The 565-nt window shown below is 48.5% G+C and carries 1 rRNA gene; it reads right to left on the reverse strand.

The window, feature by feature from the left end:
* Positions 1-238 precede the first annotated feature (238 nt).
* A 5S ribosomal RNA gene (gene rrf, locus ACGLHR_RS52145) occupies positions 239-357 on the reverse strand.
* Positions 358-565 lie beyond the last annotated feature (208 nt).

Below are 565 nucleotides of genomic sequence, written 5' to 3' on the forward strand. Positions count from 1 at the left end.
GAATTGTTGTTTCTCAGGCTATTTGTGTACATGCGCTTATAAGATGATTGCAGGCTTTTAACAGGCTGTAACAGTGACAACAGGAACCCTCAAAACTACTTGGAAAGTGAGGCGTCTCAGTGCCACCTCTCTGCCCTGCATACACACACAGCTGGAATGATTGCAGCTTTGTTTCTCAACGCCCTGTGTGCGGTGATGGAGCAACAGCGCCCTCCTCTGGTGACAGCTGAGAGGAAAAAGCTTACAGCACCTGGTATTCCCAGGCGGTCTCCCATCCAAGTACTAACCAGGCCCGACCCTGCTTAGCTTCCGAGATCAGACGAGATCGGGCGTGTTCAGGGTGGTGTGGCCGTAAGCGAGGAAACAGCCAGCAGAAAGCCCATTTAAAGATGCTGTGACACCACTGACAGTTCCTCTCACCATCTGAGTGGCGGATAATGGTGTCTCAGCCATCAAACACATGCTATACTTTAACATTACTTTCATAGGAATTGTTGTTTCTCAGGCTATTTGTGTACATGCGCTTATAAGATGATTGCAGGCTTTTAACAGGCTGTAACAGTGA

Source organism: Cupriavidus sp. CuC1 (assembly GCF_044627735.1).
Lineage (GTDB): Bacteria > Pseudomonadota > Gammaproteobacteria > Burkholderiales > Burkholderiaceae > Cupriavidus > Cupriavidus ulmosensis.